Source organism: Nocardia sp. NPDC049190, assembly GCF_040648115.1.
Lineage (GTDB): Bacteria > Actinomycetota > Actinomycetes > Mycobacteriales > Mycobacteriaceae > Nocardia.
This window is the reverse complement of record NZ_JBEZDE010000020.1, coordinates 19,320-43,839: the sequence shown is the minus strand read 5'-3', so window position 1 is coordinate 43,839 and position 24,520 is coordinate 19,320. Positions and strand designations below refer to the sequence as shown.

Sequence of the window (24,520 nt, the reverse complement as noted above, 5' to 3'; positions counted from 1 at the left end):
GTCGGAGCCTCTCTCCTGGCAACCCAGCCCGGTCACAGCGTTTCGTTGAGCGCCTTGATCGGCATCTTCAGCTCGCCGAGCAGGTCCAAGTCCTGTTCGGCGGGGCGGCCGAGGGTGGTCAGGTAGTTTCCGACGATCACCGCGTTGATACCGCCGAGGATGCCCTGCTTGGCGCCGAGGTCGCCGAGGGTGATCTCCCGGCCACCCGCGAAGCGCAGTATCGTGCGCGGCAGCGCGAGGCGGAACGCGGCGACGGCACGCAGCGCGTCGGCGGCGGGCAGCACCTCGAGGTCGCCGAACGGAGTGCCCGGGCGCGGGTTGAGGAAGTTCAGCGGCACTTCGTCGGGCGCCAACTCGGCCAGGTTCGCGGCGAATTCCGCGCGCTGCTCCAGGGTCTCCCCCATGCCGAGGATTCCGCCGCAGCACACCTCCATGCCAGCCGCTCGGACCATGCTCAGCGTGCCCCAGCGCTCTTCCCAAGTGTGCGTGGTGACCACATTGGGGAAGTACGAGCGGGAAGTCTCCAGGTTGTGGTTGTAACGGTGCACACCCATGGCGGCGAGCTGGTCGACCTGCTGCTGGGTGAGCATGCCCAGCGAGCACGCGACCTGGATGTCGACCTCGTTGCGGATCGCCTCGACTCCGGCGGCGACCTGGGCCATCAGTCGCTCATCCGGGCCGCGGACCGCGGCGACGATGCAGAATTCGGTGGCTCCGGTCTTCGCGGTCTGCTTGGCCGCCTCGACCAGGCTGGGGATATCCAGCCATGCGGCGCGCACCGGCGACTGGAACAGCCCCGACTGGGAGCAGAAGTGGCAGTCCTCCGGGCATCCGCCGGTCTTGAGACTGATGATGCCCTCGACCTCGACTTCCGGGCCGCACCATCTCATCCGCACCTCGTGGGCGAGGGCCAGCAGCTCTTCCAGCCGGTCGTCGCCGAGCCGGAGTACCTCGAGGGTCTGCTCCTGGGTCAGTCCTTCGCCGCGCTCGAGCACCTGCTCGCGGGCGATTGTCAGGATGCTCGAGGTCCGGGTGTCGGTCGGTTCCGGCGCCGTGGCGGCCGTCGTGTCAGTCGTGTCTAAGGGGGCCTGGGTCACTGCACGAATCCCTTCGTTCGGCCGAGGTGGCCGTGCAACTTGAACGGTGTTCAGGCTAGGGTAGCGGTAACAGAGCGTCAAAAACGACGGGAAGGCCATTCGAGTGCAGCTGCACCGCGCGGACGTGATCGACGGCGCCATCGCGATTCTGGACCAGTACGGTCTGGCCGACCTCACCATGCGCAGGTTGGCCGGTTCCCTCCAGGTGCAACCGGGCGCGCTGTACTGGCACTTCCCCAACAAACAAGCGCTGCTGGGCGCGGTCGCGGACCGGATCCTCGCGCCGATGGACGACCCGATCGCGGCCGAGGAATGGTCCGGACAGATCGCCGAATTGGCACACCGGCTACGCGACTGTCTGCTGACCTATCGGGACGGCGCGGAATTGGTCTCGGCGACATACGCGTCCAGGCTCACCACCAGCAAGGGCCGGGAACGCTTGGCGAGCGTCGCAATTCGCGCGGGGATGCCACAGTCGGAAGCCGAACTCGCCGCATTCACCCTGTTGCACTACGTGCTCGGCCAGACGGTCGACGAACAGTCCCGGATACAGATGGACTCGGCCGGCGCGCTGACCGAGGACGCCTCGCCGGTAACCGAAACCCCCGACGCCACCGCACGTTTCGACTTCGGCCTGCAGCTGTTCATCGCCGGCGTGCGCCACCTGCTCGGCACGAGCGTCCGCTGAGTCGCCCGCCGACGGAACGATCGGCGCCGAGCGGGTCCCCCCGTCGGCGTGCGCCGTTCACCTCGCCGAGGCGGGCATGCGCGCGAATTGGCTCGCCGGACGCGGCAGGCCGAAATGGTCGCGCAGCGTGGTACCGGTGTATTCGGTGCGGAACAGGCCGCGTTCCTGCAGGATCGGGACCACCGTCTCGGTGAAGATCTCCAGCCCGCCCGGGTAGTACGGCGGCATCACGTTGAATCCGTCGGCGGCGCCGTTGCGGAACCACTCTTCGATGGTATCGGCGACCTGTTCGGGGGTTCCGGCGAACACCCGGTGGCCGCGCGCGCCCGCGAGGCGGTGCAGCAGTCCGCGCACCGTGGGCCGCTCGCGCTGGACGATGCCCGCGACGACCTGCAACCTGCTCTGTGCATTGTCGGTGACATCACCCGCGGTGTCGAACAATTCGACCGGGATCGGCTCATCCAGCGGCAGATGCCGCAGGCTCGTCCCGACGATGGCCTCCAACTGCTGCAGGCCGTACTCCGGCACGGTGAGTTCGTTGAACTCCCGTTCCAGACGCTTGGCCGCCGCTTCGGTGTCGGCGATGAACGGGCTGATCCCGGGCAGGATCTTGACCTGCTCGCCGGCACGGCCGAATCCTTGTGCCCGCGATTTGATGTCGGCGTAGAACGCCTGTGCGTCGCCCAGGCGCTGGTGCGCGGTGAAGATCGCCTCGGCGTACTTGCCCGCGAAAGCGCGTCCGTCGTTCGAGGCGCCCGCCTGCACCAGCACCGGATATCCCTGCGGTGTGCGCGGCGCGTTGAACGGGCCTCGCACCCGCAGGTACTCACCCGCGAAATCGATCGGGTGAATCTTGCCGGTGTCCGCGTAGACCCCGGCGGTCTGGTCCAGGACGATGGCGTCGTCTTCCCAGCTGTCCCACAACGCGACCACGGCGTCGACGAATTCCCGCGCCCGTGCGTAGCGTTCGGCGTGGTCGGGGTGCTTGGCGAGGCCGAAGTTCGCCGCGGCGAGATCGGTGCCGGTGGTGACGATGTTCCAGCCCGCGCGGCCGCCGGAGATATGGTCCAGCGTGGAGAACAGTCTGGCCAAGTTGTACGGCTCGTAGTAGGTCGTCGAGGCGGTCGCGATGAGACCCAGATGCGTTGTCGCCGTGGCGATCGCGGTGAGCAGGGTGATCGGCTCCAAGCCGGATGCCGCGTTGTGCTTCACGTTGGTGCGCAGCGCGGGCCCGTCGGCGAAGAACACCGCGTCGAACCTCGCCGCCTCCGCGGTGCGGCCTATCTCCTGGTAGTAGGCGACGTCGTAGATGCGCTCGGGACGGCTGGACGGGTGCCGCCACGCGGCTTCGTGGTGTCCGGAGGGGTAGATGAACGCATTGAGACTGAGCTGGCGTGGTGCGGTCATGAGGCTTTCTTCTCTTCATCATCGGTCGGCGTCACCGCGACGCCGAGGCTGGCCAGCAACAGGGATCGGTGCCGCAGAAACGCCGGGTCAGCATGGTGGCGCGGGCGCCCCAGATCGATGCGCTGGTCCACCGTGATCCGCCCGTCCTCGAGTACCAGGACTCGGTCGGCGAGCAGCACCGCCTCGTCCACGTCGTGGGTGACCAGCAGGACGGCGGGCCGGTGCTCGGCGCACAATTCCTGCAGCAGCGCGTGCATCTTGATCCTGGTCAACGCGTCCAGCGCGCCGAACGGCTCATCCGCGAGCAGCAGTTCCGGTTCGCGTACCAGCGAACGCGCGAGCGCGACACGCTGCTGCTCACCGCCGGAAAGCTCCTTGGGCCACGCCTTTTCCCGTCCGGCCAGGCCGACCTCGGCCAGCGCGGCGCGTCCCCGTGCGGCCGCGCCCGGCCCGCCCAGGCCGAGCGTCACGTTGTCGAGTACCCGCGCCCAGGGCAGCAATCGGGAGTCCTGGAAGACCACCGAGCGCTCGGAGGGCACACTCAGGTCGCCGGATCCCGGCACGTCGTAGTCCAATTCGGCCAGTGCTCGCAGCAGCGTGCTCTTGCCGGAACCGCTGCGCCCGAGCAGTGCGACGAATTCGCCGCGCGCGATATCGATGTCGATGTCACGCAGCACAACCCGGTCGCCGAAGCCGCGCCGCAGCTCGCGGGCCCGGACAACGGTCAATCCGCCAGTGTCTGTCGCCATGAGAGCGCCTTCCTTTCCACCGAGCGCACGAGGAGATCCCCGAACAGGCCGAGCAGGCCGTAGATCACCAGACCGACGACGATGACGTCGATCTGGCCGTAGGTGCGAGCCTGGGTCATCAGGTAGCCGATGCCGCTTGTCGCGTTGACCTGTTCCACGACGACCAGGGCCAGCCACGAAATCGTGACTGCGAGCCGCAGCCCGGTGAAGAAACCGGGCAACGATCCGGGCAACGCGATCCGGCGCACGAACCCCCACCGCGACAAGCCGACGGTCTGGGCGAGTTCCACATACCTCGCGTCGACACCGCGCAGCTGCGCGTGCGTGTTCAGATAGATCGGGATCGCCACGCTCGTGGTGATGACCAGCAGCTTCATCTGTTCGCCGATGCCGAACCACACGATGAACAAGGGGATGAGCGCGAGCGTCGGAATGGCGCGCTTGATCTGGATCGGCCCGTCCACCAGCGCTTCACCGATCCGGCTCAGCCCGGCGAGCAATGCGAGCGCCAGGCCGATCGCGACACCGAGCACGAGTCCGATCCCGGCCCGCTGCACCGAGGTGAGCAGGTTGGACGGCAACCTGCCGTCGGCGAGCAGATCACCGGCGGTCGCGGCGACCGTCCACGGTGCGGGCAGTGTTTCCGGATCCAGTGTCCCCGAGGCCGACCCGGCCACCCACGCGACGATCAGCAGCACCGGCCCCCACGCGACGCCGAACGGGATCGGCCGACCGGGACCGAGGCGCCGCCGCGCGGGTGTGCGTGTGGCCAGGACCGGTTCCGACGCGGCGCGGCCCGGACGGATGCGGTGCAGTACTCCGACGTCCGCGGTGGCCATCAGCGCTCCTCCGGCTCGAACGCGGCGCCGCCCTCGGTGACCGCCTGGGTGATCGCGGCATCGAAACGCAGGTCGAAACCGTTGGCGGCCTGCACCTTCTCGGGCAACTCACCGGCCTTGGCGATGGCATCGATGGTGGACTGTTGACGGTCGACGAGCTGCTGGTCGAGGTGCGGGAAGACGAAGGTGCCCAGGGAATTCACGATGCGTTCGGCGTCGTCGGCACTGACCTTCTGGTTCTCCACGTAATATCTGCGCGCCCATTCCTCCCGGTGGGTGTTGGCCCACTGATTGGCCCGGACGAACGCGCCGACCAGGGATCGGGTGGCGGCTGCCTTGGCCGGGTCCCGCACAGTTGCCCGGCGGGCGTACAGGTAACCGAGACCGCCGTAGATGCCCGCGGTCTCGGAGTCCGGGATCAGCGACGCACCCGGCGTTCGCAGGAAGCGGGTGACGTTCGGTTCGATCAGCGGAGCGATGTCGACCTGACCGGTGCGCACCGCGTCCGGGAACTCCGCCAGCTGCAGGCGGACCAGCTGCACATCGGAGGTCGTCAATCCGGCCTTGTCGATCGCGCGCAGCACGGCGGCCTGCTGCGCGGTGCCCTCCGCGTACGCGATCTTCTTGCCCTTCAGATCCGCCAGCGTGCGGGCCGACGTGCCCGGCGCCACCGCGAGTTTCAGCGCGCTGGTGCTGGTCTGGTAGGCCGCGACGATCGGAACATCCTGCCCGGCCACCAGCGCGTGGATCGGCGGGACGTCACCGACCTGCGCGACATCCGCGGCGCCCGCGCGGAAGGCCTCCAGGATGGCGGGGCCGCCCACGAAGTTGGCGAACTCCACCGTGAACGGGAGCTTGTCGAGTTCGCCGGAGATCCGCAGCACGGACTGCAGGCGCTCGGCCTGGTCGGCGACGATGAGGGTGGTTGCCGCCGGAACCTCGGTCGGTAGGGGTCCGTCAGCGGTGGAACCGACCGACTTGTCGTCGTGTGCACAGCCGGTCAGTCCGAGTGTCGCAACGGTTGCCACGGCGAGCAATGCGGCGGCCGTGCGGCCGCGGCGGCCGGACCGGTCAGTGCTTGGTCGGTACATAGGGGTATTGAAACAACGCGGACCCGACACGAATACCGTTTGTCTCAGCATGGTTCGAACTCGCCTCAGCGCGGCGCCGCTGCCGCCATCGCCGCCGGAGACAGCCGCTGAAAGTGCTGGATGGCGGGCAGAATCTGCAGTTCGACCGCCGGCATGTCTGTCCCTGGGCGCTGCCTCGGATGTGCGTGACCGGTGACGGGTTCAGTGGGCGAGATGCGAAAGGCGCCACCCACGCGCGGGCCGAATTCGTGCACCGCACCGGTCATCCTGTCGAGCACCATCCAGCGCGCCACCGCCTCGGCATCGAGCAGCAGCCGGTAGACGGCCGACCAAGGAGCGTCGAGGTGCCACCGAATGCCGGTAGCGGTCATTTCGCCACTCCAGACGGCCGGGACAGCGCGACGTCCATGTGCTGGTCGGCGGCTCCGCTCGGGGCTCGAAACCGCCGTGGGCCGTTCAGGCGGGTTCGGCGGACAGCGTGATGGTGGTCCAGCCGCCGAGGTGGACGCGGTCGCCGTGTCGGAGCGCAACGGCGACCTTGGGTGGTAACAACTCCTCGCTCCCGTTCACGCTGGTGCCGTTGGTCGATCCGAGGTCGGTAATGGTGAGACCGCGGTCATCGATGTGAATGATCGCATGGGCGCGCGAAACACCGATGTCGGCGGGGGCGATGCCGAGATCGATGCCAGGCGCGATACCTTGCGAAACGCTGCGCTTGCCGATCAGAATCTCACTACCGTGCAGGACGATTCGACGTTCCGGATAGTAGGTGGGAAATCCGACCTGCTCGGCGTCGGGCCCCTTACGGGCGATGACCCGATCGTAGAACTCCCGGTCGGCGACAATCGTCGCGATCCAGGCAACCCGTCGTGGCGACTCCGCGGGCGCTGGGTCGGGTGTCACCTGCTCCGCGGCCGCCGGTTCAGGTGTCACCTGCTCCGCGGCCGCCGGTTCAGGTGTCACCTGCTCCGCAGCCGCCGGCTCGGGTATTGCCTGCTCCCCCACCGCGAGCGCGGGCCGCAGCACCGACGGGCTGAGTACCGATTCGCGTCCGCACCCCTCGCAGAATCGACCGGTGCGCACCGCACCGCAGGACGCGCACTTGGCGCTCGGATCGATTGCGTCCGGGCTGGACTTCGGAGCGCCGACCGGCAGTCCGCAGACATCGCAGTAATAGGGCGCCAGGGACAGGTGACCGACCGGACAGATATCCATCACCCCTCCTGCCGTCCGTTTATCACCCGAAGCCGGTCGGTTCCGGCGGGCAAGACTGCACATCGGTGTCTCATCTAAATCTCCTTCCATACCCTCGCGGTCCTGGCCGAGCGAGCCCCTGCGGACAGCTCATCCCGTACCCGCGCCGTCTTGGTCGACCGAGCATCCAACGCCATCTCATCTGCCGCGTCCACGTGCGACCGCAGCCGCACGGTCCCGGTGTGTTCGTCGACCTCGACCACGCCACGCAACAACTTCGCCGTGCCCTCGTTGCCGGACTCCGCGGCCAACTGCACCGCCCGGCGCAGCTTCGCGGTCGCGATCGCGATGTCACCGTTCTTGCGCGCGGCCAGGCCGTCTCGCACCGCCTGCGCCAACTCGGCCTGCCCGGTGTAGTGCGCGACACGTCTGCTGATCCGGGTCGACAATGCGGTGTCGGTGGTCCACAACGCCCGGATCAGCCCCTGACCGAGTACCTGCTCGCCCGCGAGCACGCTGACCCGGGCCGCCAGCTTCTCCCGCCCCGGCGCCGCGGGCACCAGCTGGACCTGGAGGTGGTACTCGCGGTCCTCCACGCCCCACGCGCCCAACGAGTACTCCCCCACCTGCGGACCGAACTCGGCACGGCGACCGGTCAAATCTTCGATACTCGGCGCGACCTGCTTGACGAATTGCACCCGCGCGCCCGCCGGCGTCCACACCCGCAGTGTCAGCTCCCGAATCGCCTTCGCCATCGAGTTCTGCATCATGGCCGCGAAGTCGGCGGCGAGATTCGCCGGATCCTTGACGATATCCACGGTCCCGTGCAAGGCCGATGAGATGGAACGCACTTCGTCCACCCGCCAATCGATCCCGACACCGCGGCAGTCACAGGTGAACACCCCCTCCGACAGCTTGATCTCCTCGGCCAGCGTCTCCGGCTCCTCGTGCTCGTTCTTGCCGTCGGTCAGCAGAATCGCGTGCACCATCGCGCCAGGGTGCAGCATCGCGAGCTTTCTGGCCTGGCCCAGCCAGGTGCCCATCGCGGTGCCGCCGTGCGGACGCAGCTGGTCCAGCGCGCGCCGGGCGGCGGCCCGGGAACGGCGATCAGCCCGCACCGAGGGCGTGTCGGCGGGAAACACCGAGCGCGCCAGATGAGTCCCCTCGACGATGGCGAAATGGGTGCCATCGGCCAGTTCCTCCAACGCGGCCAAGGTCGCGCTGCGCGCGCCCTCGAACTTCTCGCCCGCGCCCATCGAACCGGAACAATCGATGATCAGGATCTCCACGCGCTCCTGTGGCGTGGCGGCCACCAGCAGGTCGCTACTCGCTTCGACGGTAACCACGGCGTCTACCGTGCCGGCTCCGGCGCCCAAGTACTCGTTCTGGTCGATGAAGACCGAAATCCCTTTGCTGCCAGTAGAACCCAACGTACGTCTCCTGCTCGGTCGGACCGTGGTCACGGGTGAACGGGGGCGAGCGCGACAGTGATGTTGTCGCTGCCTCCGCTACGCAGGGCGAACTCGGCCAGTTCACGCGCGGCGGACGGTGGGGCGGCGCCGGTCGCCATGGGGGCAAGTGATGTGGCATCAGACTGGTATGTCCACAGTCCGTCGGTGCACAACAGCAATACCCCTGGCCCTGTCGTGCGTAAGGTCCGCACGCAACTGTCCGACCAGGGCCTCGACCCGCCGTCCGCGCCGAGCCAGCGTAGCAGCGTATGCGCTCGCGGATCATTCATTGCCGATTCCTCGTCCATGGCTCCGGCATCGACCAGGGCCTGCGCCCAGGAGTCGTCCACCGACAGACGTTGTGAGGGTGGGTTGTCCTCGTCGTGCGCGGTCGTCGCGGCCTCGGCGCGCAACCAATACGCCCGACTGTCCCCCACATTCGCGACCGCGATCTCCACCCCCGCGGCGCCACAGTCGCGCACGACCGCCGAGACATAGGTGCAGGACGGGGAGTGCCTTTCGTGCGCCGCGGTCGCGCGGACCGCCTGTGCGGCCGCTTCGAGCCCCGACATCACGGCCGTGTCGGCGGACTGTTCGCCGACCAACGCCGCCAAGGTGGCCTCGACACCGGCACGGGCCGCCGCACTCGAGGCCACCTGCGGGTCTTCCGAAGTCGAGACGCCGTCACAGACGACGATCACCACGGCCGCGGGACGTCCGGGCAGATCACCGTCGAGCACCGCAGCAGCGACCGCGTCCTCGTTGCGCGCGTGCACGATGCCTCGATCGGTCAGCACACACACCGCTCCGAGATCGGCCTCGAAGCGATCGCGCACCGCGCACCGTTCGCCGCATTGGACGCAGTACCGGTCCGAGTTGTACCGCACTCCACCGCAACCGACGCACACCGTCGCGGCAATATCGTTGTGCGGCAAGATAACCCGACGACCGCCGAGGGCGCGGCCACACGCTTCGCAGTATTTGTCGGCGGCGGCGACATCCGCGGCGCAGTCCGGGCACACCGTCGTTGTCACAGCGTCGTCCTCGGGCGGATGGTGTTCGCTTTGTCGACCAACTCGATGCGCGCCCAGATGTCCTCGGTCCCGCGAGCCAGTTCGCGATAGCACTGTTCGAGGCCGGTGCGCACGCCGTCCTGATTCAGCTCGGCACTCAATAGCGGAGCGTGATACGACGGCGTATTGCCAGCGCGCAACCACCCGAGCGCGGCAGTCAGCACCCGCATTCGTATCTGTGCGACGCGGTGCTTCGAGTCCAGGGCCAGCCGGTCCACCCGGCTACCCGCCTCGCGCAGCACCCATTCGGTCAGCTGTGCGGTATCCCGACCACCGATCAGGGCTTCCACCGCGGCGATCCTGGCCTCGGTGTACAGCGCGGAGGTCGGATCGACCTGATCGAGCACCGCCACGGCGCCCGCGTACTGACCGACAGCCGTTCGCAGTCGCGCGAGCCCGAAAACGGCGCTGACGTAGGTGTGATCGGTGTGCCAGACTGTCGCGTAGTGTCGTGCCGCGCGGACCGGATCGCGGCCGGACAGTTCTGTGACCGCGGCAAGGGCCAGCTTCGGGGCGGGCTCGCCGGGCAGCGCCGCATACACAGCGTCGAATTCCTTTGCCGCCCTGTCGAAGTCGCCGTCCAGCAGCCAGGCCTGACCACGCCACCAGGCCAACCGCCAATCGCCGGGCAGGCTCGAATCGAGCTCGTCCAGCCGCCGGTGGGCGTAGTCGACCGCACCCACTTCCAGGCCGGCCCGCACCAGGCGCAGCGGAATCTCCACCGATTCGGCGCCGCCGGTGACCACCGACCGCAGTCCGGCGGCGAACGCGAGTTCCAGTTCGCTGGGATCGGTGCCGTTCGTCGTCGCCAACAGGGTGGCGCCGCTGTCGGCGGCATCCACCAGCGGCACCGGGAGGGCGGCGATCACTTTCCGCGGATCCAACGGGGCACCACCGAGCCCGAACACCGCACGCGGCGGGCCGAAGTAGTTCGACATACCCTGGCGTGGAATGCCGTCATCGGCCGACAGCACCTCGCGCAGCACGCCCATGAGTTGATCGGACATCTCCTCCGTGGAGGCGAACCGGGACCGGGGATCGGGATCGGTGGCACGAAGCAGAAATCGGTGTAGTGACTCGTAGGAGGCCAGCAACGGCTCGGTATCCGGGCCGGGCAGCGCGCCGATGTGCCCGTCGTGCTGTGGGAGGGCCATGATCAGCGCTGCGAGTGTGCGCCCGATGGTGTAGACCTCGGTGGCGACCGTCGGTCCGGTATCGGCGATCTCGGGAGCCTGATAGCCGATGGTGCCGTAGATGGGGCTTTCGCTGTCGTCCATCTCGATCACCGCGCCCAGATCGATGAGCTTGAGCTGCTCATCGGTCTGCATCACGTTCTCCGGTTTGAAATCGCAGTACGCGCGACCGCGGGAGTGCAGGTAGCCGAGCGCGGGCAGCATCTCCAAGATGTAGGCGATGGCCTGTGCGGGCGGTAGATACGAGCCATCCATGTCACGCCGGTCGCGCAGGATCTGCTTGAGCGAGGTGCCGCCGACATACTCCATCACGATGTAGCCGATCTGAGCGCCGTCGGCTGCGGTGTGCTCGGTGAAGTTGTGGATCTTGACGATATTCGGATGGTCGACCTCCGCCAGAAAGCGGCGCTCGGCCACAGCGGCCCGCACTGCGTCCGAATCGCCGGAGTTCAACAGCCCCTTCAGCACCACCCAGCGATCGCTGACCCGATGGTCGGTCGCCAGGTAGATCCACCCGAGGCCGCCGTGTGCCAGGCATCCGGCCACCTCGTACTGGCCGCCGATCAGGTCACCTTTGGCCAGCTTGGGAGTGAAGGAGAATCTGGTGCCGCAGTTGGCGCAGAAGCCCTCGGTGCGGCCGGGCTTTCCGTCGCGGGCACGGCCCACCGGCAGTTCGCATTTCCCGCAGAAGCGCTTGCTCTCGGCAACACGCGGGTCCGCCATCACCGCGCGTAACGGGTCAACTCGCGGTACCCGCGGGACATCGACCATACCGGCGCCGAGCCCGCCTCGCGCCGTGACACTGGTCGACGTGGACCGACTGGTCCGCCTCGATCGGCCGATCGAGCGGGTATCCACGATGGCCGTCGCCTCGGGCGCGGTGCCGCAGGCGTCGCAGTAGCCATCGACAATTGTTCCGGCACAACCCGACTCAGGACAGATACCACCCGCCTCCGGAATCGGCGGCGCCCAGGTCAGACTGTCCTCGATCGGCGCCGTACCGCACACCACGCAGTAACGGTCCTCGATAACTCCGCCACACCCGGGCTCGCCGCAGATCATGCGCCCTTCCCCGCTTTCGCCGCCATCAATAGCCGACAGTCCCTGCCCGCGTAGCCGACCGGTCGCCACGAAGGCCGGCCCGCCGCGCACCGATTCGCGGCGAGAACGTCGTGATCCGCGTCGAACGCGGGAGTCTGCCTGGTGGTCGATTTCATTCCAGGTACCGTGGGGCCGGTGGACCGGGTGACGGGCCGAGCACGCTGAGCCGAGTGCGGTACATCCGATCCCAGGTGCCGTCGGTGCGGATCTGTTCGAGAACACCGTTGACGAAGCGGACGAGGTCGGAGCTTCCCTTCGGCAGACCGATCGCATAGTTGTCGCGCGCCAGCGGATCGCCGACGACTTCGAGATTGGCATCCTGCATCGCGAGTCCGTGCAGGATCGTCTCGTCGGTGCTGACCGCGTCGGCGTGTCCCTGCTGCATCGCCGCCAGGCAGTCGGTCCAGCTGGTCGTGCCGATGACCGTCGGCCGCGCCGGAAGGGCGAACAGCGGTTCCACCGAGGTGCTGCCGTGCGCGGCGCAGACCCTTTTGCCCGCGAGGTCATCCGGTGAACGGATACCGGAGTTCTTGGCCACCAGAATGCGTTGCGCCGATACGTAATACACGCTGGAGAAGTCGACGTCCTTCTCCCGTTCACAGGTCGCGGAGAAGGTGTTCACGATGAAATCGACCTCGTTGTCGCGTAATGCGCCGATGCGTTCGGCCGAGGGGACCGTGCGTAACTCGATCCGCTCCGGGTCGCCGAACAGCGCACGGGCGATCTCCCGCGCGAGGTCGATATCGAAACCCTCCACCTGGCCGGTCTGTGGATTACGGAACCCGAACAGGTACGTGTTCTGCTCCACGCCGACCCGAACCCTGCCATTCGCGACGATCTTCGCCATCGTCGAACCGGGTGGCATAGCGCCGGGTACCGGCAGTGGGCCGGGCCGCAGACTCGCTGTCGCATCACAGGTTTTGTCACCGCGCTGATGCGGAGCGCTCGTGATTTCCGCCGCACCGGGCGGCAGCGGGTTCACCCGACCCAACACCATCGGCGGACGATTGGCGGCATTCGTACCGCACGCGGTCACCAGCGCCGACACCCCGACCAGAAGCGCCGCTCCGAAGGGCAACCATCGTGGTCTGCGAACCGGAATCCCCGCACTGGCGATCTTCCGAGGACCTTCGGTTCTCGGTCGGTCTGGTGTCCAGCCGCGGATTCGCATCGGGGGTGGCCTCATTCCGTGTCCCGCACACTCACAAGAACTCCTGCAGCCGGGGCCACAATCCGACGACGACCGCTCCCGCGGCGCCCACCAGCAGCACCAACGTTCCCGCGGGACTCCAGGCCAGCGCGTCGCCCGCGGAATCGACTCCCTCACGTAACTCGGCGCGCGTGACGGCCAGCTGGTCGCGCACCTCGCGATCGAGATCTGCGAATCTGGTGGCCGAACTATCCGCGCCCGTACCGATCGCCTGTGTCACCGCCGCGGGATAGTTCGCCGCCTCGTATGCCTCGAGCTGCCTGCGATGCCCGGTGACCCACCTCGAGAATCCCAGTGAAGCAGCGGAATCCGGGCCTGTCGCGGTCGCGAGACGGTCCTGCAGCGCGGTGGTGTGCGCGACGAATTCGTGCTCGCCCGCGGAGATATCGCCGCGCGTGACCAGCTGCAGTGTCTCGTCGGTCCTGGCCTGTTGAGCCAGAATCCTGGCCTGGGCCAGTGCCTCGAACCGACTCGTCGCACTGGACGGGCCGGTCTCGACCTCCGCCGCCGCGATCAAAGTCGCCCCGGCCGTCCACACCAGCGCGAGCGCCGCGGCGGCGACGGCGGCGGCCAGCCCCAGGTTCAGGCGACGATTGGTCAGCCGTAGCAGCACGAACGACCCGGCGCCGCACGCGATCAGAACCAACACCAGCAGCGCGATACCGGACAGCGGCAGGGCCCCGATCGCGCGCTGATCGGCACGGACTTCCGCCAAGCGCTGCGTGCTGAGCCGCTCGGCACTCGGCAGCAGCGACCGCTGCATCAGGCTGGACGCTTCACGCAAGTACGCCGAACCGACCGGAAACCCCTGGCGGTTGTTCGCCCGCGCCGCCTCGACAAGGCCGGTGTAGGCAGGCAGTTCAGCGGAAATCTGGGCGACGATCTGCCGGGTCAGCTCATCCGAGGCGCCTGTGGTCGCCTCCGACAGCGCGGCCGCGGCGTCGGCCAATGCCTGCTGGTATCGGGTACGCACATCGGTTGATTCGATGCCCCCGGACAGGAACGCCGCAGCCGCCAGCGCGTCGGCCGCCGACAGCGCGACATACAAACTCTGCGCCGCGTAAGCCACCGGCTCGGTGCGCTCGAGCACCGCGTCGCGCCGAACAACCTTGCCGTTCAATTGGTTCGCGCAGGTGAGTCCGGCAATCAGGCACAGCACCGCGGAGACGACGGCGATCGCGCCGATCGCGCCGGGCGTCGTCTCGGCGAAGCGTCGCACCCACCGTCCCCCGTTGCGGATGCTCGCTGGTACCCGAGGTCCCACACCGATCCCCAATCCGATTGCCAGCCGGCGTCTCCGATCGCGACAGTGTACGGGAGGTGGATCCGGTTCGTCCGGGGTTCGCGGCACTGCTCGAGCCCAGCCGGTCACCGGGGTGCCGTCCGACGACTTCGAGCTCCCGCGACCATGGAAAAAGGGCAGCGGCAGGCGCAACGCGCGGCCGATCACACCGAACAGGCGCTCGAACGCACCCGAGCACCTCGACGCGGCCGCGACCGAAGTGCCCGGAGTACTGCCGTTGCACGCCAATCGATGTCGTTCCCTTCTCACACAAGCCGGTCTCGTGCGCCACCGCGCGTCGACCAGGTGGTGGCCACGAACTCTGGCGAGATCCCGATCAGCCGTGCGGGGCGGCCGTTCGCCCCGGTGGAGACAACCTTTCCATCATTGATCGTGCCATTAAAGGGCGGTACATTGCATAACGATATGATTTTAGCCACCTGAGAGGTATCGGCCATGGCAATCGATCAACCTCTCGCGGCGCCGCCCACAGAGGCGCTACACGCCGAAGACGCGGGATATCACAAGTCGTTGCGCCCGCGTCAGCTGCAGATGATCGCGATCGGTGGCGCCATCGGCACCGGATTGTTCCTCGGTGCGGGCGGGCGGCTGGCCAGCGCGGGTCCGGGACTGTTCATCGTGTACGCCATCTGTGGCGTGTTCGTGTTCTTCATCTTGCGGGCGCTCGGCGAGCTGGTGCTGCATCGCCCCTCCTCGGGGTCGTTCGTCTCCTACGCGCGTGAGTTCTACGGCGAGAAGCTAGCCTTCGCGGTCGGCTGGATGTACTTCTTCCACTGGTGCATGAGCGGGATCGTCGATATCACCGCCATCGCGACCTATGTCCATTACTGGGGGACCTTCGAGGTCATACCGCAGTGGACGATTGCTCTGGTGGCCCTGGCTCTCGTGGTGAGCGTCAATCTCATTTCGGTGAAATGGTTCGGTGAGCTGGAGTTTTGGGCCGCGCTGATCAAGGTGGTCGCGCTGATCACTTTCCTGATCGTGGGCACGGTCTTCTTGGCCGGCCGGTCGAGACTGCAAGGCAGCCCAACCGGCGTGAGCGTGCTCGCCGAGCACGGCGGCCTGTTTCCGGTCGGCCTACTACCCCTGGTGACCGTGACGACGGGTGTCGTATTCGCCTATTCCGCGGTGGAATTGGTCGGCACGGCGGCCGGTGAGGCGGAGAACCCGGAGAAGATCATGCCGCGGGCGATCAACTCCGTGATCGCCCGGATCGCGCTGTTCTACGTGGGTTCGTTGGTATTGCTCAGCCTGCTGCTGCCGTATACGGCGTTCAAGGCAGGTGAAAGTCCCTTCGTCACGTTCTTCTCGAAACTCGGGGTCGGCGGTGCCGATTCGATCATGAACATGGTGGTGTTGACCGCGGCCTTCTCCAGTCTCAACGCCGGCCTGTATTCGACCGGCCGGATCCTGCGTTCGATGTCGATGAATGGCAGCGCGCCCTCGGCGGCGTCCCGAATGTCGAAGGGCGGCGTACCTTATGTCGGGATTCTCGCCACCGGGGCGATCGCCTTGCTCGGCGTCGGGCTGAACGCGGTGGTGCCGGAGAAGGCCTACGAGATCGTGTTGAACATGTCGGCGCTCGGCACCATCGCATCGTGGACGGCGATCGTGGTGTGTCAGCTGCGGCTGTGGCACTGGTCGCGTCGGGGACTTGTCGAGCGTCCCGCTTTCCGGCTGATCGGGACGCCGTACACGAGTGTCGCGACGCTGCTGTTCCTCGTCGCCGTCGTCGCTCTCATGGCATTCAGCGACGATGACGTGCAACGCGGCGCCGTGATCGCGGCAGTGGCCATCATGATTCCGGCGCTGGTCGGCGGGTGGTTCCTCGCACGTAAGAACGTGGCGAGCATCGCCATGCGCCGCACCGGCAGCACCGGCCGGTTTCCGGTTCTGGCTGTTCGGCCACCGCGCCTCGACGAGACCGACGCGAGGTAGCCGCGACCCGTGCCGCGCGCACCATGCGGGTACCTTCGAGGCATGGGTGTTTTCGGTGAACTGTTCCCCGGCCAGAAGCTGGCCGACGAGGGCAGCGAAGACAGCGACGGACAGGGCCACCGGCCCCGCCTCGATCTCGATCTCGACAGCGGTGTGGTGCGGATCGCCCGCACGGGCACACCGCGCTGCGCGGACGACCGGTCGCGGGAGTCCTAGCGCCGACTCGGTGATCGAGGTCGGCTTGATCCTTGGTTCGCCGGAAGCAATCTTCGAGGCGCCGGCCGGTCTTGCGATCCAGTACAGGCAGGCGGTACGAACCTCGTCGCCACCTTTCCGCCAGTCGTACGAAGGCCTGGCCGAGGCATCATCCGATTCGGGATGCCGGTGACCGCGGTTCAGCCGAAGGGTGACCAGGCGGGCTCGAACCAGCTCGGGGCCGCGGCGGAGAACCGCTCGCGGTCCCAGCGGCCCGCACCCTCCGGAACCGCGCCCACCAGCTCGACGCCGGTCACCCGAGGCAGATCGGTCCGGTTGCATTCGGCCGCCAAGTCCGGCTCGGCGGGCCACGCGCCGATCACCAGACCGGCGCAGCGCACACCCGCCGAATGCAGCGCGCGGGTGGTCAATTCGGAGTGATTGAGGGTGCCGAGGCCGGCTGCGGCAACCAGCAGCACAGGTGCGCCGAGTTTCCGCGCGAGGTCGAGAAGGGTGAAATCGCCGAGGCGGACCAGCAATCCGCCCGCGCCTTCGACCAAGACGAGGTCGGCGTCCGCGAGCGAATCGACAGCGGCGGCGGTCTCGGCGAGGGTCAGTTCCGGCAGACCAGCCCTGCGAGCGGCGGTGTCGGGCGCCAGCGGGTCGGGGTAGCGGGCGAGCTCGAGTACCCGCGCCACGCCGCTGAGTCGCTGGATCTCGGCCAGATCGCCGGGTGCGCCAGGGGCGACACCGGTTTGGCCCGGTTTACACACCGCGACCGAGCGCCCGCGCGCCCGCGCGACGGCGGCGATCGCGGCGGTGACGACGGTTTTGCCGACGTCGGTGGAGGTACCGGTGATCAGCAGAATGCTCATGCAGGCCTGTCCCGGCGACCCTCGACACGCGTCGCCACGGTCGACGCGCCCGGCGTGGGGACGCGGGGACGCGTGCAGCCATTCATGCGGGCACCACATCCGCGTCACGTACCTCGGCCAGAACCTCGCCGAGTACCGCGGCGATGGTGTCGAGTTCGGCCGCGGTGAGATCGGCTCGCGCCGTCAGGCGCAACCGGGAGGTGCCCTCCGGAACCGACGGCGGACGGAAACAGCCCACGGCGAGCCCACGGCTCCGACATGCCTCGGCGGCGTCGACGGCGACCTGGGCGGCGCCGAGCACCACCGAAACCACCGCCGACTCCGGGGCAGGGACACCGGCGATCTGGGCGATGTCCGCGGCGCGCTCCAGCACCCGAACGGCGCGCTCGGGTTCGGCCCGCAGCAGGCGCAGCGCCGCCCGTGCCGCACCGACGGCGGCGGGCGCCAAGCCGGTATCGAAGATGAACGTGCGCGCGGAATCGATCAGGTGGGCGCGCACCCGCGCGTCGGCCAGCACGACACCACCCTGGGCGGCAAGGGATTTCGACAGGGTCGCGGTGATCACCAGATCCGGCGCCCCGGCCAGGCCGAGTTCGGAGACCAGACCGCGCCCGCCCGTGCCACGCACGCCGAGTCCGTGCGCCTCGTCCACGAGGAGCACCGCACCGTTCGCCCTGGTCACCCGGTGCAGTTCAGCCAGTGGCGCGAGATCACCGTCTGCGCTGAACACCGAGTCGGTGAGGACGAGCGCACGATCCTCCCTGCGCACCGACAGCAGCCGGTCCACCGCCGCCACATCGCAGTGCGGCGCGACCTCCACCCGGGCTCGGGAGAGCCGGCACGCGTCGACCAGAGACGCGTGACTGCCGGCGTCGGAGACGACGAGCGAGCCGTGACCCGACAGCGCGGTGACCGCGCCCAGATTGGCGGCGTACCCGGAGGCGAACACGAGCCCCGCTTCGGCACCGACGAATTCGGCCAGTTCGGCCTCCAGCAGCTCGTGCTCGGTGGTGGTGCCGGTGACCAGGCGGGACCCGGTGGCCCCGGCGCCCCAGCGGCGCACCGCGGCAATCGCGCCGTCGGTCACTCGGGGGTGGCGGGTCAGCCCGAGGTAGTCGTTGGAAGCGAGGTCGATCGACTGCGCCCGCGGGGAACGGGGGCGCAGCTCCCGACGCAGTCCCGCGCCCACTCGCGCCGCGGCATGTTCATCCAACCAGCTCAACGGATCGGTAGTCACGGCTACGCAGCATACTTGAACACCGTTCAGGTATGCAGCGGCCGAGCCGACCCGACGAAGTCACGGACCGTTGAACCAGTTCGGCGTATCGAACCGGAACACCTCACCAGGAGACAGCGTGCGCAGATCCCGTTCCAAGGCGGCGAGCCGGTCCGCGCCGAGCAGGACCGCCCAGCGGTCGTGGATCCGGTCGAACGCGTGTGCCGACCGGGTCAACACGTCCAGGGCGCGATCGGTCAGCGTGTAGACCTTGCGCCGGGCATCGGCGGGGTCGTGGCCCCGCCGCAGGTAGCCGAGCCGCTCCAACGCCTCGACATGCTTCCCCGCGGCCTGTTTCGAAACACCGAGCGCCCGGCCGAGATCGGCGGCCGTGCAGCCGTGCGGTCCGCCCACTCGACCGACCGCCTGGAAGAGGAACCCATGCATGGGCCGCAGCTCTGCGTGGCCATGCTCGGCCAAGTCGACGTGCACCTCATCGATCACCGCACGGAAGCCGAGCAGCATTCGCAGCGGCAGCTCGTAGCCACCGGCGTCACTTGACATATTGGACAACCTCGTTGACTATATGGACAACTTCATTGTCTATCTTAGAGGTGCCCCCGATGATCGTCATCCCCCACACCGACGCCCGCCGCACCGAGACCCCCGGCGGAGTCATGACCACACTCGCTTCCCCCACCCAAGGCGGCGCATCGCTCGCGCTGTGGCGGGTCGAGGTACCCGCGGACACCGCGGGGCCGCTGCACTTCATCGACGTCGAACAGATCTGGACGGTGCTGTCCGGTCGGATCGATATCGCCATCGAAGGATCGGAGATCACCGCCGCCGAGGGCGATACGGTGATCCTCCCGGCCAACGCACTGCGCCAGGTGCGCACCGGCGAGGGGTTCGCGGCCATCGTCACCGCGCAGGCGGGCGCGCGGGCGGGCAGGCCGGGCAGCGACAGCACAGTGGTGCCGCCCTGGATCGCATGAGCGTCCGCGCCGACGGCTAGGTCGACCGCGCGGCAACCGCTGCCCGCATTCCCGCGGTGATCGTCGCGATGTCGTCGGAAGTGCTGATGAACGGCGGCATCGCGTACACCAGATTGCGAAACGGGCGCAGCCAGACACCCGCCGCGACGGCGGCGTCGGTGGCGGCACGCAGGTCCACCGGACGGTCCAGTTCGATCACACCGATCGCGCCCAGCACGCGCACCTCGACGACACCGGACAGGCCGCGCGCCGGGGCGAGTCCCGCCATCAGCTCGGCCTCGATCCGCGCCACCTCCTCAGGCCACTCACGCGACCGCAACAACTCGATCGAGGCGACCGCGACCGCGCAGGCAAGCGGGTTGCCCATGAAGGTCGGCCCGTGCATCAGCCCGCCGTGCACCGCGCTGATCGCCTCGGCGATCCGCGCGGTGCACAGTGTCGCGGCGAGCGTGAGATAGCCGCCGGTCAACGCCTTGCCCACACACATGACATCCGGGCTCACCCCGGCCTGATCGGCCGCGAAAAGCGTTCCGGTACGGCCGAATCCGGTCGCGATCTCGTCGAAGACCAGCAGCACCCCGTGCTCGTCGCACAGCCTGCGCAGATCGGTGAGATAGCCGGGATGGTGCCAGCGCATCCCGCCCGCGCCCTGCACCACGGGCTCCACGATGACCGCAGCGAGTTCGCCGGCGTGCGCGGCGATCAACCGCTCCAGTTCCGCGGCATACTCACTCCGGTACTCGCGCGGAGGCACCGGCGCGAAGAGCTGATTCGCCAGGATGTCGGTCCACAGCGAGTGCATGCCGCCATCCGGGTCGCACACGCTCATCGGGGTGAACGTGTCGCCGTGGTAGCCGCCACGCCAGGTCAGCAGCCGCCGCTTCTCCAGCTTACCGAGCGAACGCCAGTACTGCAGACACATCTTTACCGCGACCTCGACCGACACCGAGCCGGAGTCGCACAGGAATACCTTGTCCAGGCCGGCGGGCGTCGACTCCACCAGCAGTTCGGCCAACCGAGCCGCGGGCTCATGGGTGAGCCCACCGAACATCACGTGACTCATCCGCTGCGACTGTGCGACCAGCGCGGCGTCCAGCACCGGGTGCCGATAGCCGTGGATGGCGGCCCACCAGGAGCTCATGCCGTCGACCAGTTCGCGTCCGTCGGCCAAGGTCAGCCTGGTGCCCGCGGCGCCGGTCACCACCAGCGGCTCGGTCGTCGCGGGGAAACCGCCGTAGGGATGCCAGACATGTTCGGTATCGATCGCGGTGATCTCGTCAGGGGTCAGTGCCACAGAATTCCTCGGCGTCGAACGACCGCCCCGGCGCACCGGGACGACTTGAACAGCGTTCAAGTTACCAGTCGATCCGGCGGATAGGAATGAGCGCCCTCAGAACCTGATACGGGCTCGGCCATTCCTACACCGGACGACTCCCGCTTCCCGAACTCGACCTGGACGAATTCGGTGGCATGACCCTTTCGGCGGGGGCCGCGCGATCACGCTGTGGACCGACGGCATGCTCGACTCGGCAGATCTACCGGCGCTGAAGTCGAGGTCGTCCAGGGAGCCCGCACCGAAACTGGCCGTGACCTGGCCAGCCTGAACCCGGTAACGCCCCGCTCGGCTCAAACCGACCGACCGACCGAACATCTTGTGCCGCAGGCGATTTACGCGGCACGACCGACCGATCACCCCGCATCCGCGATGTTTTGGGCCAGGGCCTGATTCACCTCCACGAGCGCCGTCCGCAGCTCAGTGAAACGGCGCTGCCCCAGTCGCCGTGCCAGCACACGCTCGATGTCGCGAATTTGTTCGGCCGCCACACTCAGCGCGGCACGGCCCGCCTCCGTCACAGTCACCACCCGCGCCCTCCGGTCGGTCGGATCGACCTCGCGCGTCACCAGGTCGCACCGCTCCAGATGAGTTACCAGTTCCCCCATCGACTGCGGCGTCATTCCGGCCGCGTCCGCCAGCCCGGCGATCCGTGACCCCGCCGGGTCCAGGTACCGGAACACCGCGTAGTGCGCGGGGCGCAACTGATCGTCGAGGCGGGCGCGCAATTCCTGATTCAGCGCGCGTTCACAGGCCGTGGTGGCCTGACTGAGCAGTTTCAGCAGCGTGGGATCACCCGTTGACATATTGCGAAGGTTACCTTTATATCTTTGGGTATGCGCGACGATCCGACACTCACCTTCCGCAACGGTCACCGCGTCACCTTCGTCGCGAACGGAACCGACGAACAGGGGCCCTACCTGCGGCTCGAGCACATCTTGCTGCGGCCCGAACGGCTGGCCGGACCGCATTGGCATCCGGCGCTCGGCGAGCGGTGGACGGTCCGCCGCGGCCGGGTCCGATATCGAATAGACGGCGTCGAGATCGTCGCGAGCGCCGGCGACACCGTCGACGCGCCGGCAGGGTCCGTGCACGAGTTCTGGAACGAGGCCCCCGACACCGTGATCGACCACGAGATTCGCCCACCGCTGCGGCACTGGGAGATGTTCCGGCTCTGGCACAACCTCGACCGCGCGGGCAAGACCACCCGGGCCCGGGTACCGCGCGATCCGCTTGCCCTCGCCTTGCTGTGGGATTACCAGGACGGGTACCTCGCGGGCGTCCCCGCGTGGTTGCAACGGAGCGTGCTCGGCAGCCTCGCGCGTGTCGCACGCGGCTGCGGTTATCAGCGCCGCTGGCTGGAAAACGGCCCCGACCTCCCCTGACCGGTCCGGCCGGAACCACCACGGAAAGCACACCCGCCGCTGCCACTAGTGTCGTTGCCATGGCTCAGCCCCACGAAGTGTCCAGCGACGCGACGTCACTGGGTGTCTGGCCCGGCACCGCCTATCCTCTGGGTGCGACCTATGACGGCGTAGGTACCAATTTCTCCCTGTTCTCGGAGGTCGCCGACGCGGTGGAACTGTGCCTGGTCGCCAAGGACGGCACCGAGACGCGAATCGGGCTCGAGGAGGTCGACGGTTACGTCTGGCACGCGTACCTCCCCACGGTCGGCCCCGGCCAGCGCTACGGCTTCCGGGTGTACGGGCACTACGACCCCGAACACGGATTGCGCTGCGACCCCAGCAAATTCCTACTCGATCCCTACGGCAAGGCGTTCGACGGCGAGTTCGACGATCACCCCTCGCTGTTCACCCACGGGCTCGACTCGCTCGGCCACACAATGACGAGCGTGGTGATCAACCCCTACTTCGACTGGAGCACCGACCGCGCTCCGAATCGGCCCTACCACGAGACGGTGATCTACGAGGCACACGTCAAGGGCATGACGATGACCCATCCCGAAGTACCCGAGGAATCGCGCGGTACCTACTCGGGCATCTCCCACCCGGCGGTCATAGATCATCTGAAAAACTTGGGCGTCACCGCGATCGAGCTGATGCCGGTACACCAGTTCCTACACGACCGGGTCCTGCTGGATCAAGGGTTGCGAAACTACTGGGGCTACAACAGCTTCGGATATTTCGCGCCACACAACGAGTACGCGACGCTGGACCGCGCCGGCTCGGCCGTCACCGAGTTCAAAGCGATGGTGCGAGCGCTGCACGCCGAGGGCATCGAGGTGATCCTCGACGTGGTCTACAACCACACCGCCGAGGGCGACCACCGGGGGCCGACCATCGGGTTCCGCGGCATCGACAACGCCGCCTACTACCGCTTGGTCGACGACGACCCTTCGCGCTATATGGATTACACGGGCACCGGAAACAGCCTCAACGTACGCCATCCACATACCCTGCAGCTGATCATGGACTCACTGCGTTACTGGATCCTGGACATGCACGTCGACGGGTTCCGCTTCGACCTGGCCGCTACGCTGGCACGCGAACTGCACGATGTGGATCGGTTGTCCACGTTCTTCGATCTGGTGCAACAGGATCCGGTGGTGAGTCAGGTGAAGCTCATCGCAGAACCCTGGGACGTCGGCGAAGGCGGCTACCAGGTCGGCAACTTCCCCGGACTATGGACGGAGTGGAACGGCAAATACCGCGACACCGTGCGCGACTACTGGCGTGGCGAACCAGCGACGTTGGGCGAGTTCGCTTCTCGGCTCACCGGCTCCTCGGATCTGTACGAGGCCACCGGGCGGCGGCCGAGCGCGAGCATCAACTTCGTCACCGCGCACGACGGGTTCACTCTGCGAGACTTGGTGTCCTACAACGAGAAGCACAACGAGGACAATGGCGAAGACAACCGCGATGGCGAGAGCTGGAACCGGTCCTGGAACTTCGGCGTCGAAGGTCCCACCGATGACGAGGAGATTCTCGCGCTGCGCGCCCGACAGAGCCGCAACCTGATGGCCACGCTGGTACTCAGCCAGGGCGTGCCGATGCTGGCGCACGGCGACGAGATGGGCCGCACCCAGCACGGCAACAACAATGTCTACTGTCAGGACTCGCCGCTGGCCTGGATGGACTGGTCGCTGCGGGACACGAACGCCGACTTGCTGGCGTTCACCCGCGCCGCGATCGCGTTACGCAGCGAGCACCCGGTCTTCCGGCGCCGCCGTTTCCTCGCGGGCGGACCGACGCGCTCGTCCGATCACACCCGCGATATCGCCTGGCTCACCCCCTCCGGCGCGGAGATGACCGCGGCGGATTGGGACAGCGGGTTCGGCAAGTCGCTGGCGGTCTACCTCAACGGCGAGGGCATCCCCGAACCCGGTCCGCGCGGCGAACGGATCACCGACGATTCGTTCCTACTCTGCTTCAACGCCCACGACGCGGCCATCGACTTCACGCTGCCGGGAGCCGCGTACGGCGCCGAATGGTCGGTGGCACTGGATTGCTCGACGCCGACCGGGCAGTCGATTGCCCACTATCCGGCCGCCGCCACCGTCACCGTCGAATCCCGCTGTCTCCTCGTCCTCCGCCACGCCGCATGACCGAAAT

23 protein-coding genes are annotated in these 24,520 nt (G+C 67.8%); 6 read left to right on the top strand and 17 right to left on the bottom strand.

What is annotated here, in order from left to right; genetic code table 11:
• Nucleotides 1-32: 32 nt before the first annotated feature.
• Entirely contained in the window at nt 33-1,019 is a 987-nt protein-coding gene (gene bioB, locus AB0B25_RS18560) for a biotin synthase BioB (RefSeq protein ID WP_357180904.1), read from the bottom strand.
• Nucleotides 1,020-1,200: 181 nt separating this feature from the next.
• Here bioB and AB0B25_RS18555 point away from each other — a divergent pair, with 181 nt between their 5' ends.
• Nucleotides 1,201-1,785: a TetR/AcrR family transcriptional regulator C-terminal domain-containing protein gene (locus tag AB0B25_RS18555; RefSeq protein WP_357180689.1), complete on the top strand. Its 585-nt coding sequence runs from the start codon at nt 1,201-1,203 to the stop codon at nt 1,783-1,785.
• 57 nt (nt 1,786-1,842) lie between these two features.
• Here AB0B25_RS18555 and AB0B25_RS18550 read toward each other — a convergent pair whose 3' ends face one another.
• The 11 genes from AB0B25_RS18550 to AB0B25_RS18500 form a co-directional block, all read right to left on the bottom strand.
• Nucleotides 1,843-3,192 carry an LLM class flavin-dependent oxidoreductase gene (locus AB0B25_RS18550; RefSeq protein WP_357180686.1) on the bottom strand — a complete coding sequence of 450 codons (1,350 nt, stop codon included), beginning with the start codon at nt 3,190-3,192 and terminating at the stop codon, nt 1,843-1,845.
• The gene (locus tag AB0B25_RS18545; protein WP_357180683.1) at nt 3,189-3,941 is read right to left on the bottom strand and encodes an ABC transporter ATP-binding protein; all 753 of its coding nucleotides are present in this window, start codon (nt 3,939-3,941) and stop codon (nt 3,189-3,191) included. Before AB0B25_RS18545 ends, AB0B25_RS18550 begins: the two co-directional genes overlap by 4 nt.
• A complete protein-coding gene (locus AB0B25_RS18540; RefSeq protein WP_357180680.1) occupies nt 3,917-4,780 on the bottom strand; it encodes an ABC transporter permease in 864 nt (287 codons plus the stop codon). Before AB0B25_RS18540 ends, AB0B25_RS18545 begins: the two co-directional genes overlap by 25 nt.
• Nucleotides 4,780-5,871: an ABC transporter substrate-binding protein gene (locus tag AB0B25_RS18535; protein WP_357180678.1), complete on the bottom strand. Its 1,092-nt coding sequence runs from the start codon at nt 5,869-5,871 to the stop codon at nt 4,780-4,782. Before AB0B25_RS18535 ends, AB0B25_RS18540 begins: the two co-directional genes overlap by 1 nt.
• A gap of 65 nt (nt 5,872-5,936) precedes the next feature.
• A complete protein-coding gene (locus AB0B25_RS18530) occupies nt 5,937-6,242 on the bottom strand; it encodes an SRPBCC domain-containing protein (protein WP_357180675.1) in 306 nt (101 codons plus the stop codon).
• A gap of 85 nt (nt 6,243-6,327) precedes the next feature.
• The gene (locus tag AB0B25_RS18525; RefSeq protein WP_357180672.1) at nt 6,328-7,086 is read right to left on the bottom strand and encodes an FHA domain-containing protein; all 759 of its coding nucleotides are present in this window, start codon (nt 7,084-7,086) and stop codon (nt 6,328-6,330) included.
• A gap of 74 nt (nt 7,087-7,160) precedes the next feature.
• On the bottom strand, nt 7,161-8,495 hold the full coding sequence (locus AB0B25_RS18520; RefSeq protein WP_357180670.1) for a VWA domain-containing protein: 1,335 nt from the start codon (nt 8,493-8,495) through the stop codon (nt 7,161-7,163).
• Between the two features lie 29 nt (nt 8,496-8,524).
• Nucleotides 8,525-9,550, bottom strand: coding sequence for a PP2C family serine/threonine-protein phosphatase (locus tag AB0B25_RS18515; RefSeq protein ID WP_357180668.1), 1,026 nt, complete (start codon nt 9,548-9,550; stop codon nt 8,525-8,527).
• Nucleotides 9,547-11,844 carry a tetratricopeptide repeat protein gene (locus AB0B25_RS18510; protein WP_357180665.1) on the bottom strand — a complete coding sequence of 766 codons (2,298 nt, stop codon included), beginning with the start codon at nt 11,842-11,844 and terminating at the stop codon, nt 9,547-9,549. The genes AB0B25_RS18515 and AB0B25_RS18510 overlap by 4 nt, the downstream gene beginning before the upstream one ends.
• Nucleotides 11,845-11,995: 151 nt before the next feature.
• Nucleotides 11,996-12,961: a glutamate ABC transporter substrate-binding protein gene (locus AB0B25_RS18505; protein ID WP_357180663.1), complete on the bottom strand. Its 966-nt coding sequence runs from the start codon at nt 12,959-12,961 to the stop codon at nt 11,996-11,998.
• A gap of 124 nt (nt 12,962-13,085) precedes the next feature.
• Nucleotides 13,086-14,312, bottom strand: a complete 1,227-nt coding sequence (locus AB0B25_RS18500) for a hypothetical protein (protein ID WP_357180660.1) — start codon at nt 14,310-14,312, stop codon at nt 13,086-13,088.
• A 519-nt stretch (nt 14,313-14,831) separates the two neighbouring features.
• On the opposite strand from AB0B25_RS18500, the gene AB0B25_RS18495 reads away from it, so the two are divergent.
• Nucleotides 14,832-16,334, top strand: coding sequence for an amino acid permease (locus tag AB0B25_RS18495; RefSeq protein WP_357180658.1), 1,503 nt, complete (start codon nt 14,832-14,834; stop codon nt 16,332-16,334).
• A 42-nt stretch (nt 16,335-16,376) separates the two neighbouring features.
• The gene (locus AB0B25_RS18490) at nt 16,377-16,550 is read left to right on the top strand and encodes a hypothetical protein (RefSeq protein ID WP_357180655.1); all 174 of its coding nucleotides are present in this window, start codon (nt 16,377-16,379) and stop codon (nt 16,548-16,550) included.
• Nucleotides 16,551-16,729: 179 nt separating this feature from the next.
• Here AB0B25_RS18490 and bioD read toward each other — a convergent pair whose 3' ends face one another.
• From bioD to AB0B25_RS18475, 3 genes are all read right to left on the bottom strand, one after another.
• Nucleotides 16,730-17,404, bottom strand: a complete 675-nt coding sequence (bioD, locus tag AB0B25_RS18485) for a dethiobiotin synthase (RefSeq protein WP_357180653.1) — start codon at nt 17,402-17,404, stop codon at nt 16,730-16,732.
• 82 nt (nt 17,405-17,486) lie between these two features.
• A complete protein-coding gene (locus AB0B25_RS18480; protein WP_357180650.1) occupies nt 17,487-18,641 on the bottom strand; it encodes an 8-amino-7-oxononanoate synthase in 1,155 nt (384 codons plus the stop codon).
• 60 nt (nt 18,642-18,701) lie between these two features.
• A complete protein-coding gene (locus AB0B25_RS18475) occupies nt 18,702-19,184 on the bottom strand; it encodes a MarR family winged helix-turn-helix transcriptional regulator (protein ID WP_357077724.1) in 483 nt (160 codons plus the stop codon).
• Between the two features lie 59 nt (nt 19,185-19,243).
• Between AB0B25_RS18475 and AB0B25_RS18470 the strand changes: the two genes are divergently transcribed.
• The gene (locus tag AB0B25_RS18470; RefSeq protein ID WP_357180647.1) at nt 19,244-19,615 is read left to right on the top strand and encodes a cupin domain-containing protein; all 372 of its coding nucleotides are present in this window, start codon (nt 19,244-19,246) and stop codon (nt 19,613-19,615) included.
• A gap of 16 nt (nt 19,616-19,631) precedes the next feature.
• Here AB0B25_RS18470 and AB0B25_RS18465 read toward each other — a convergent pair whose 3' ends face one another.
• Nucleotides 19,632-20,909: an adenosylmethionine--8-amino-7-oxononanoate transaminase gene (locus AB0B25_RS18465; RefSeq protein WP_357180644.1), complete on the bottom strand. Its 1,278-nt coding sequence runs from the start codon at nt 20,907-20,909 to the stop codon at nt 19,632-19,634.
• Nucleotides 20,910-21,304: 395 nt separating this feature from the next.
• Nucleotides 21,305-21,754, bottom strand: a complete 450-nt coding sequence (locus AB0B25_RS18460) for a MarR family transcriptional regulator (protein WP_357180641.1) — start codon at nt 21,752-21,754, stop codon at nt 21,305-21,307.
• A 30-nt stretch (nt 21,755-21,784) separates the two neighbouring features.
• Here AB0B25_RS18460 and AB0B25_RS18455 point away from each other — a divergent pair, with 30 nt between their 5' ends.
• Nucleotides 21,785-22,333: a cupin domain-containing protein gene (locus AB0B25_RS18455; RefSeq protein WP_357180638.1), complete on the top strand. Its 549-nt coding sequence runs from the start codon at nt 21,785-21,787 to the stop codon at nt 22,331-22,333.
• Between the two features lie 59 nt (nt 22,334-22,392).
• Nucleotides 22,393-24,513 carry a glycogen debranching protein GlgX gene (gene glgX, locus AB0B25_RS18450; RefSeq protein WP_357180634.1) on the top strand — a complete coding sequence of 707 codons (2,121 nt, stop codon included), beginning with the start codon at nt 22,393-22,395 and terminating at the stop codon, nt 24,511-24,513.
• Nucleotides 24,514-24,520: the final 7 nt, after the last annotated feature.

Coding starts and splice junctions, on each gene's coding strand:
- AB0B25_RS18550 (WP_357180686.1), bottom strand. CDS start 3,192: ATGACCGCACCACGCCAGCTCAGTCTCAATGCGTTCATCTACCCCTCC.
- AB0B25_RS18545 (WP_357180683.1), bottom strand. CDS start 3,941: ATGGCGACAGACACTGGCGGATTGACCGTTGTCCGGGCCCGCGAGCTG.
- AB0B25_RS18540 (WP_357180680.1), bottom strand. CDS start 4,780: ATGGCCACCGCGGACGTCGGAGTACTGCACCGCATCCGTCCGGGCCGC.
- AB0B25_RS18535 (WP_357180678.1), bottom strand. CDS start 5,871: ATGTACCGACCAAGCACTGACCGGTCCGGCCGCCGCGGCCGCACGGCC.
- AB0B25_RS18530 (WP_357180675.1), bottom strand. CDS start 6,242: ATGACCGCTACCGGCATTCGGTGGCACCTCGACGCTCCTTGGTCGGCC.
- AB0B25_RS18525 (WP_357180672.1), bottom strand. CDS start 7,086: ATGGATATCTGTCCGGTCGGTCACCTGTCCCTGGCGCCCTATTACTGC.
- AB0B25_RS18510 (WP_357180665.1), bottom strand. CDS start 11,844: ATGATCTGCGGCGAGCCCGGGTGTGGCGGAGTTATCGAGGACCGTTAC.
- AB0B25_RS18495 (WP_357180658.1), top strand. CDS start 14,832: ATGGCAATCGATCAACCTCTCGCGGCGCCGCCCACAGAGGCGCTACAC.
- AB0B25_RS18490 (WP_357180655.1), top strand. CDS start 16,377: ATGGGTGTTTTCGGTGAACTGTTCCCCGGCCAGAAGCTGGCCGACGAG.
- bioD (WP_357180653.1), bottom strand. CDS start 17,404: ATGAGCATTCTGCTGATCACCGGTACCTCCACCGACGTCGGCAAAACC.
- AB0B25_RS18475 (WP_357077724.1), bottom strand. CDS start 19,184: ATGTCAAGTGACGCCGGTGGCTACGAGCTGCCGCTGCGAATGCTGCTC.
- AB0B25_RS18470 (WP_357180647.1), top strand. CDS start 19,244: ATGATCGTCATCCCCCACACCGACGCCCGCCGCACCGAGACCCCCGGC.
- AB0B25_RS18460 (WP_357180641.1), bottom strand. CDS start 21,754: ATGTCAACGGGTGATCCCACGCTGCTGAAACTGCTCAGTCAGGCCACC.
- AB0B25_RS18455 (WP_357180638.1), top strand. CDS start 21,785: ATGCGCGACGATCCGACACTCACCTTCCGCAACGGTCACCGCGTCACC.
- glgX (WP_357180634.1), top strand. CDS start 22,393: ATGGCTCAGCCCCACGAAGTGTCCAGCGACGCGACGTCACTGGGTGTC.